The 3489-nt window shown below is 48.3% G+C and carries 2 protein-coding genes and 1 rRNA gene; all 3 read left to right on the plus strand.

What is annotated here, in order from left to right:
• Positions 1 to 373, plus strand: a 373-nt coding sequence (gene greA / locus PHX29_07265) for a transcription elongation factor GreA (GenBank protein ID MDD5605682.1), incomplete at its 5' end; no start/stop codon positions are given.
• A 25-nt stretch (positions 374 to 398) separates the two neighbouring features.
• Entirely contained in the window at positions 399 to 1916 is a 1518-nt protein-coding gene (lysS, locus tag PHX29_07270; GenBank protein ID MDD5605683.1) for a lysine--tRNA ligase, read from the plus strand.
• Positions 1917 to 2506: 590 nt separating this feature from the next.
• Positions 2507 to 3489, plus strand: a 16S ribosomal RNA gene (locus PHX29_07275); the annotation flags it as partial.

Here is a 3489-nt window from a genome sequence, read left to right on the forward strand (position 1 = left end):
TAAACAGGCTATTGAATTTGGTGACATTACCGAGAACTCTGAATACGAGGATGCAAAAAACGAGCAGGCTTTTATTGAAGGCCGTATTCTGACTCTGGAAAAGACCCTTCGCAATGCAAGGATTATTGATGATGAAAATCTCGACACCGAATCGGTATCCATAGGTTCGACTGTGCTGCTGAAGGATCTTGAGAACGGTGATGAGGTTAAATATACAATAGTTGGTTCCATAGAGGCTGACCCCGGAGCTAACAAGATATCCGATGAGTCGCCGGTAGGCAAGGCGATATTGGGTTTGCCTAAGGGCACTGTAGTTGATGTAAAAATTCCGGCGGGACAGTCAAAGTATCAGATTGTTGACATAATGCGGTGAGATAGTGACCCTGGGGGTAATTGGCATGTCGGATAAAAAGAATGAGCCAGTGCTGGAGGACGGTGTTTTAGGCCGGGAAGAGGATTTAAACGACCTGATGCTGGTGCGGCGGGAAAAATTGGCTGAAATGCGGAGCAGAGGCATAGAACCTTACGGCGGTAAATTTGAGCGGACCCATTCGGCGCTGGATATCCTGCAAAACTTTAACGATCTGGAAAACAAACCCGTTACTATAGCGGGCAGGATTATGTCCAAGAGGGGAATGGGCAAAGCTTCTTTTGCCCACATCCAGGATGGCACAGGTAAAGTTCAGATTTATGCACGGTTAAACAATGTCGGGACGGAAGCGTATGAGCTCTTCGGCAAGCTGGATATTGGAGATATCATCGGCGCGCATGGCAATGTTTTTAAAACCAGGATGGGTGAAATAACGGTATCTGTAGAGAATTTCAAAGTGCTTTCCAAATCCTTGAGGCCTTTACCCGAAAAATGGCACGGGCTTAGGGATGTTGAACTGCGTTACCGTCATCGTTATGTGGACTTAATAGTAAACCCGGAAGTAAAAGAGGTCTTTGAGGCCAGAAGCAAGATCATCAGAGCTTTCCGTACCTGCCTCGATCAAAAGGGGTTCCTGGAAGTCGAAACACCCATGATGCAGTTAATAGCGGGCGGTGCTGCGGCCAGGCCGTTTATTACCCACCATAACGCGTTGGACATAGATCTTTTTTTACGCATTGCCCCCGAACTTTTCCTGAAAAGGCTCCTGGTAGGCGGTTTTGAGAAGGTTTACGAAATCAACCGCAACTTCCGCAATGAAGGAATCTCCACAAAGCACAATCCCGAATTTACAATGCTCGAACTATACCAGGCCTACGCCGATTACAACGACATGATGGATCTTACGGAAAACCTGATTTCGTCCGTTTCGACGGATGTGCTCGGCACCACGGTTATATCATATCAGGGTACTGAAATCGACTTATCGCCCGGGTGGCCAAGGATACCCATGCTTGAGGCGGTAAAGATGCATTCCGGCCTCGATTTTAACAAAATAAAAAATGATGCAGAGGCGCGTGCCGCGGTAAAGCAGGCAGAAATCAATATTGACCTTGATACCGCTGATAACCGGGGAACTGTTTTAAACAAGGTGTTTGAAGAGATGGTTGAGCCAAGGCTTATCCAACCCACCTTTATCATGGATTACCCCGTGGAAATATCGCCCCTGGCCAAAAGAAAAGCCGGCGAACCTGATCTAACTTACCGTTTTGAGCTGTTTATTTATGGCCGGGAGATGGCCAATGCCTTTTCTGAACTGAATGATCCTGTTGATCAGAGAGGACGTTTTTTAAAACAGGCTGAAAAGAGAAAAGCGGGCGACGAAGAGGCTCACATGATGGATGAAGACTACATAAACGCGCTTGAATACGGGATGCCGCCTGCCGGCGGCCTGGGTATCGGGATAGACCGGTTGATCATGCTTTTAACCGATTCCCCTTCCATTCGTGATGTGATTCTTTTCCCGTTAATGAAACCACGTGATTAGTTATAAAAAAGGGCTTTGATGAAGAAATATATATTTAGTATGATTTTAGTGATTTAGTTAAGTGTTTTTATGCTTTTGATATAGATTTTTGTTTTTATGCAACAGATTTTACGACATATTATAAGTTATGGCGATTAATTATATAATATTGGATTCAGATTATAATTAATACTTCCCGGCATTAAAGAAATTATGGCCGGGATTTCTGTTTTTTGGTAAAGGCCAACTTGACAAGTATATTTCTTTATGGTAACATGTAAGCCCGAGGCAACCAGCCTCAATTTTTTCCCGCGAAAGAAGAGCCAAAAAAAAGCAGTTGACCGCGTGAGCGGCAAGTGGTAAGATAGCATTTGCGTCACGCTAAGAAGGCAGCGTGGACAAAAGCAAGACGGTCTTTGAAAACTGAACAGTGCGAAGATGGATGGAAAAAAGGACTCTCGTCAAAGAGCGAAGAGCTTAAGAAACGAGCAGAACAATACCAAAAGAGGCGCAGGGCATCAGGCTCAAGAGGCATAAAGAGACTTACAGCTATAAGGCCGATGTTCTACGGCTCAGAGAGACATAAGAGCCAAGACAAAAACTTTTCATTTTGTATGGAGAGTTTGATCCTGGCTCAGGACGAACGCTGGCGGCGTGCTTAACACATGCAAGTCGAACGCTCCTGGAGGTTGGAAGTTTCCAACTTCCAACTTCCAGTGAGAGTGGCGGACGGGTGAGTAACGCGTGGATAACCTGCCTGACTGACCGGGACAACACCGGGAAACTGGTGCTAATACCGGATACGCTCACCATTACACAAGTAGAGGTGAGGAAAGGGGAGACCCGCAGACAGATGGGTCCGCGTCACATTAGCTAGTTGGAGGTGTAACAGACCCCCAAGGCGACGATGGGTAGCCGGCCTGAGAGGGTGGACGGCCACACTGGAACTGAGACACGGTCCAGACTCCTACGGGAGGCAGCAGTGGGGAATCTTCCGCAATGGGCGCAAGCCTGACGGAGCAACGCCGCGTGAGAGAAGAAGGCCTTCGGGTTGTAAATCTCTGTCTTTGGGGAAGAAAAAAATGACGGTACCCGAGGAGGAAGCCCCGGCTAACTACGTGCCAGCAGCCGCGGTAAAACGTAGGGGGCGAGCGTTGTCCGGAATTACTGGGCGTAAAGGGCGCGCAGGCGGTCACTTAAGACAGAGGTGAAAACTATCGGCTCAACCGGTAGCCTGCCTATGAGACTGGGTGACTTGAGGGCAGGAGAGGGGAGTGGAATTCCCAGTGTAGCGGTGAAATGCGTAGATATTGGGAGGAACACCAGTGGCGAAGGCGGCTCTCTGGCCTGTTACTGACGCTGAGGCGCGAAAGCGTGGGGATCAAACAGGATTAGATACCCTGGTAGTCCACGCCGTAAACGATGGGTGCTAGGTGTAGGAGGTATCGACCCCTTCTGTGCCGTAGTTAACACAATAAGCACCCCGCCTGGGGAGTACGGCCGCAAGGTTGAAACTCAAAGGAATTGACGGGGGCCCGCACAAGCGGTGGAGCATGTGGTTTAATTCGACGCAACGCGAAGAACCTTACCAGGG

Source organism: Dehalococcoidales bacterium (assembly GCA_028717385.1).
Taxonomy (GTDB): Bacteria; Chloroflexota; Dehalococcoidia; order Dehalococcoidales; family CSSed11-197; genus CSSed11-197.